Annotated in this window: 4 protein-coding genes and 1 pseudogene; 4 read left to right on the top strand and 1 reads right to left on the bottom strand. The window is 68.3% G+C overall.

The genetic code is table 11. The features are described 5' to 3' along the window. Together FVW20_RS06515 and FVW20_RS06510 are read left to right on the top strand one after the other, a co-directional pair. Window positions 1-670, top strand: a pseudogene (locus FVW20_RS06515) (6-hydroxymethylpterin diphosphokinase MptE-like protein); the annotation flags it as partial. 33 nt (window positions 671-703) lie between these two features. After that, entirely contained in the window at window positions 704-1,006 is a 303-nt protein-coding gene (locus FVW20_RS06510) for an MTH1187 family thiamine-binding protein (RefSeq protein WP_196608790.1), read from the top strand. A gap of 164 nt (window positions 1,007-1,170) precedes the next feature. Here the strand turns inward: FVW20_RS06510 and FVW20_RS06505 are convergent, their stop codons facing one another. Next, window positions 1,171-2,649, bottom strand: coding sequence for an MATE family efflux transporter (locus FVW20_RS06505; RefSeq protein ID WP_231038926.1), 1,479 nt, complete (start codon window positions 2,647-2,649; stop codon window positions 1,171-1,173). A 326-nt stretch (window positions 2,650-2,975) separates the two neighbouring features. Between FVW20_RS06505 and FVW20_RS06500 the strand changes: the two genes are divergently transcribed. Together FVW20_RS06500 and FVW20_RS06495 are read left to right on the top strand one after the other, a co-directional pair. Then, window positions 2,976-3,593 (top strand): phosphatase PAP2 family protein, encoded by a 618-nt coding sequence (locus FVW20_RS06500; protein WP_196608789.1) that lies wholly within the window; start codon window positions 2,976-2,978, stop codon window positions 3,591-3,593. Continuing rightward, a partial coding sequence (locus tag FVW20_RS06495; RefSeq protein ID WP_231038925.1) for an ArnT family glycosyltransferase occupies window positions 3,590-5,550 on the top strand: 1,961 nt, incomplete at its 3' end. The genes FVW20_RS06500 and FVW20_RS06495, both read left to right, overlap by 4 nt.

Here is a 5,550-nt window from a genome sequence, read left to right as displayed (position 1 = left end):
GCAGGACTTCGGCTGGCGGGGCGAGGCGTCGCACGCCGCCGGGCACCACGCCGCCGTCATTACCGTGGGCACGCTGGACCTGCCGGGCCGCGACGGGCCGGTACGCTCCACCCTGCCCTACGCCACGGCCCTGCGCGACATGGAACAGGACATCCGCACCCTGCAACTGGACGTGGTGAACCTGTACGGCGGCGGCGCGCTGATCCGCGGCGCGCGGGACATCACGCCCGACGACATCGACAGCGAACTGCCCCCCCACGCGGATGGCGACAGTACGGAAGGTCGCGCCGACATTCTGGCCGGATTCCGCCAGCGCCTTGATGCGGCCATGACCCCGTGCGAACAGCCCCTGTTCGCGCCGCGCCTGCCGCAGTGGCGCACCTCGCTGCGCAATGCCCAGAAGCGGCTGGAGACGCTGTTCCGCAAGCCGGAACGCCACGGCCCCGAAATTGTCGAGATGCTGGGCCGGGTGCACTTTTTCCTGCGGCAGGACCCCATCTGCACGCCGTACCTGTACAACGAGATCATGGACGTTTCCGGGCTGGTGCACGGGCGCGACAGGTTCGGCCTGCCCCAGCTGACGGAATTCCGGCAGATTTCCCGACGGGTGCTGGACAAGATCCGACGGATCGACGAAGTGATGACCAGCGCGGACCAGCAAGCCGCGTAGCGTTTGGTCCAACGACAGTCGCCCGGAGGCATCATGAGCGTTCTTGCCGAAATCGCCGTCTTTCCCATGGACAAGGGGTCCAGCGTCAGCCCGTGGGTGGCCCGCGTGCTGTCGGTCATCCAGGAAAGCGGCCTGCCGTACCAGCTTGGGCCCATGGGCACCACCATCGAGGGCGGACGGGCCGAGGTCATGCAGGTGGTCGACGGCTGCCTGGCCGCGCTGGAAGCGGACTGCGACAGGGTGTACATGACCCTGAAGGTGGACCTGCGCAAAGGCCCCGTGGGCCGCATGGCGGGCAAGGTGGCCTCCGTGGAGGCAAGGCTGGCCGAAAACTGATCCGGGTCGGGCTGCGTCCCGTACAAACGATAACGACCGCGCGGTGATTGCCGCGCGGTCGTTTTACCTCGTATTCCCCGGCTGGCGCATGCCCCGGCCGGAAAAGGCGTGGGCTTGTTGCGCCCCATGCCGCCCCGGGTCGAATCAGGCCGAATCAGATCGAATCAGGCCCTTCCGCCGCCTGAGGGGCCAGCAGGCTCATCGGGCACATCGGGCACATCGGGCAGCGGGTGCGCCGTCTCCACCAGCCGCAGCCGCTTCCACGCGCCGCGCCGAAAGCGCAGCCACGACACCACGGCCAGCAGCAGGATGAACGCGGTGAAGGCCGCCCACAGCGTGTTCAGGGTCATCAGGCCCGAGGCGCGCAGAGCCAGCGTGGGCAACACCAGCCAGACCACGCAGCCCAGAAGCACGTTCCACATGACGAACCAGGTGTCGCCCGCGCCCTTCAGCGCGCCGGTGTACACGATGGTCACCCCGTCCAGCAGGCAGTACACGCACACGAAGCGCAACAGCACCACACCCAGTTCGCGGATTTCGGCCTGCTGAGCGGCCATGGCCGCATCGTGCGCGCCGCCGTCCAGAAACAATCCGTACAACGGCCCCGGCGCACAGAAAAACAGCAGCGAAAGCGCGAACATCCAGGCCATGGCCACGTGCAGGGTGCTGGCGGTGACCCGTTCGGCATCGGCGGGGCTGCCCCGTCCCATGGCCTGTCCCACCATGCTGCCCACGGCGATGTTCATGCCGATCATGGGCAGAAAGGCCACCATGTTGATGGAAAAGGTGATGTTGGTGGCGGCCAGCGCCGTTTCACCCAGTTCCCCCACCAGGAACACGAACCACGTCACCGAGAACAGTTCGGCAAACCCGTTGATGCCGCTGGGCAGGCCGTAGCGGGCCATGCGCCGGAAAAGTTCCGGCTCGAACCCGCGCCCGCTCCACACCCGGAAGCTCCGTTCGTTGCGGGCGGTGAACACCATCTTCACGAACAGCAGCGTGCCCACGCCCCAGCCGGTGGAGGTGGCCAGGCCCGCCCCGGCAATGCCCATTTCCGGCAGGCCCCACGCGCCGTAGATCAGGGCGTAGTCCAGCGGAATGTTCACCGCCGTGGCGGCCATGTTGGCGACCATCACCGGGCGGGTACGGCCCTGCCCGGTAAAGAACCCGGCCAGGCAACTGTTGACCAGCGGCAACACCGATCCCGCCGTGAGCATGCGGAAATAGTCCACCTCGCCCGCCTGCACCCCCGGAGAATGCCCGGCAAAGGCAAAGATGGCGGGCGCGGCGTACCACAACAGCCCCATGCCCGCGCCGAAGAACAGCGCCATGTACACGCCCTGCCACAGGGCGGCCCCCACCCGGCGCGGCGCGCCGGAGCCGATGTACTGGGCGATGAACACCCCGGAATACCCGGTGATGCCCATGCAGGTGAGCAGAAACAGCAAATGCACCACCGCAGCCGGCGTGGCCGCCGCGATGGCTTCCACCGAATAATGGCTCAGGAACAGCCGGTCGGTGAACTCCATGACCGTGGTGGAGGCCATGCTGGCCACCAGCGGCAGGCTGACGCCGAGCACCTCGCGGTACCCGCCCGGCGCGTTCCAGCGCCCGGTGATGCCTGCCACCATCTTCGACAACATTCCTTCCTCCGTGACGTACGGTCCGAGTTGCGGAAAAGCCATACCGAATACCCTAGCGAAAAAGAGGCGTCAAGGTACCCTGGCCGCGCGATACGGTACGTTGTACCCCGACTGCCGCAAAGGGCCGCCTCGCCCCGACTGCCGCACGGTTCGGAGCCGTTCCGTTTCGTGCCCGTGCATGCCTGCTCCGGCCTTTCCCGACCGGTTCAGGCCAGTTCCGACCGGTTCGGGACGATTCGAGACGATTCGGGCCAGCCGCCCCGGCGGCGCACGCCGCGGCACGCCGTGCCCTTCCCTTCATTGCGGATTCGCCCTATAAAGCGTCGATGCGTCAGCCATACCCCCTCGCGCACCATTTGCTGTGCACCCTGCCGCTGCTGGCGCTGCTTGCGATATCCACCGTGTACCTTGGCACCGGGGACGAAGTGATCGCCTACTGGCGCGCCTGGCGGCACGCCAACCCCGACACGGCCAGCATCGTGCAGGTGCTGACCGACTGGGGCAACCCGGCCCTGTACGCGGTTTACGGCGTGTTGCTCTGGCGGGCGCGGCACCGTCACGACCCGCGTACCGTGCGCTTCGTCCTGGCCTATGTGGCAGTGCAATTGCTGATTTCGTTCCTGCTCGTGCGGGTGATCAAGGTCGCCGCAGGGCGCACCCGGCCCGGCGTGGAGGGACCGTGGGTGCCGTTTTCGTTCGACGGCCCGCACAATTCGATGCCCTCCGGCCACACGGCGGAAATCGCCGGGGCCTGCCCGCCGCTGGCCATGCGCTGGAAGCGCACGGCCCTCTCTCTGGCCCTTGGCGGGTATGTGGCCGCCGTGGGCTATTCGCGGGTGTTGCTGGGGCAGCACCACGTCAGCGACGTATTGGCGGGGCTTCTGTTGGGCAGCCTTGCCGCCTTCATCATACACCGCATCACCCACAGGACCGCCCCCCTATGACCGATCCGCAGACCGAAACCGCCGCCTCCCAACCCAAGGCCGCCGCTTCTCCGGAAACGCCGCAGACCCCGCCCGGCGCCGCCAGCGGCAAGGATTCCGCAGGCGGCAAACCCGCCGGGGCCTGTCCGCCCCCCCCCTCCAGAGGCATCCTGGCCCGCCTGTACAACCTGCTGGCCCTGTTCCCGCTGCTGCCGCTCACCCTCATCTACGCGGCGCAGACGGCCTTCACCCTGGATGCCCGGTCCCTGTGGTTTTCGGACGAAATCCGCCACGGCAACGTCTATGAAACCATGCTGGCCACCGGCCAGTGGCTGGTGCCGCATCTGAACGGCATCCCCTACCCGGACAAGCCGCCCGTATATTTCTGGTTCCTCGGCCTGCTGGACGCCATCCCCGGCGTGGACGGCCCCATGGTCTTCCAGTTGGGGGCCGCGGTATCCGGACTGCTGGTGCTGTGGACCACCTATGCCCTGGCCCGCCTGGTGGCCGGATGCGACAAGCGCGAATCGTTCGCGGCGGGGCTGGTGCTGCTGTGCGGCCTGTACTTCCTGGGCGTGACCCACTATGCCCGCATGGACCTGCTGTTCGCCGCCGTGATCACCCTGGCCCACATCTGCATGTACCGGGGGCTGCGCCTGCCCCTGGCCTTCCGCTGGATCGTCCCGGCCTTTGCCCTGGCCGCCGTGGCCACCCTGGTCAAGGGGCCGTTCGGCCTGGCATTTCCGCTGCTGGCCGGGCTGGCCTACGGGCTGTGGCGCGGCATGCCCCGCCGCCTGAACCGCATGGACGTGGCCATCGGCGGCGGCATCATGCTGGTCACCCTGCTGGCCTGGGTGGGCGCGGTATGGTTTGAAGGCTACGCGGACCTCATCCGCAACATCCTGCGCCACCAGATCGTGGACCGCGCCACCGCCGCCTGGCACCACGAACAGCCGTGGTGGCACTATCTGGCCACCCTGCCCGTCGCGTGGCTGCCGTTTACCCTGGTGCTGCCGTTCCTGCCGTGGGGCCGGGCCTTCTCACCCGTGTCCATGCGCGCCGTGCTGGCCACCCGCAAGGGACAGGGCGACGGCATGGCCTACATCTGGCTGGCGCTGATCACCTCGTTCGCCCTGCTGACCGCCGTCAGCATCAAGATCGTCATCTACCTGCTGCCGCTGTTCCCGTTGCTGGCCGTGGTCACCGCCCGCGCCCTGCTGCGGCTGAACGGGTTCGGCAGCCGCATGTACTTCGGCCTGACGGCCCTGCTGTTGTTCGTGCTGGCGCTGGGCCTGGGTGCCGCATCGCTTTGGCAGTGGGCGCCGGACATGGTTCGCGTGCGCTTCCAGCCGCAGGTGCTGGCCCTGCTCGATATCGCGCGCGGCGCGCCCATCCTCGCAGGCGTCACCCTGGTGTTCGCCGTGCTGCTGTGGAAGGCCGTGGACCGCAGCCGTCCGGAAGGCGGTCTGCTGACCCTGGCCGCCTTCGTCACCGCACTCGTCGTGCCCGCCGCCCTGCTCACCGCGCCCTCGCTGGACCCGGTCATGAGCCCCCGCGCCCAGGCCGAGCTGATGGGCGAGTACATCCGCAAGGGGTACCACCCGGTGAGCTACAAGGTGTACTCCGGCACCTACACCTACTACGCGGGCTCCAACATCGAGGAACTTTCCGACGAGGACTCGCTGCGCGCCGCCATGGCGGTGTTTCCGCAACTGGTGGTGGCCATGCGCGCCGACCGCTTCGCGGAATGGACCGACAAGCCCGCCGACCTGCACGAGGTGCACCGCCAGTGGATCGTGGACCGCGAATACGTGCTGGCGGAGCGTTCCGCCCCCGTGCAGCCCGCAACACCCGAGAACACGGCGATGCCCGCCCCCGATGGCGATGGAGCCGCACCCTCCGTTTCCGGCGAACAGGCCCCGGCGCCCGATGCACCGGCCCTGCCGCAGCCCGCACCCGGCAACGCCGGGGACGGCGC

Origin of the sequence: Nitratidesulfovibrio oxamicus, from assembly GCF_015731765.1 — a bacterium.
In the GTDB taxonomy this organism is placed as follows: Bacteria; Desulfobacterota; Desulfovibrionia; order Desulfovibrionales; family Desulfovibrionaceae; genus Cupidesulfovibrio; species Cupidesulfovibrio oxamicus.
Note: the sequence above shows the minus strand (reverse complement) of the source record. Positions and strands in the feature narration are given on the sequence as shown.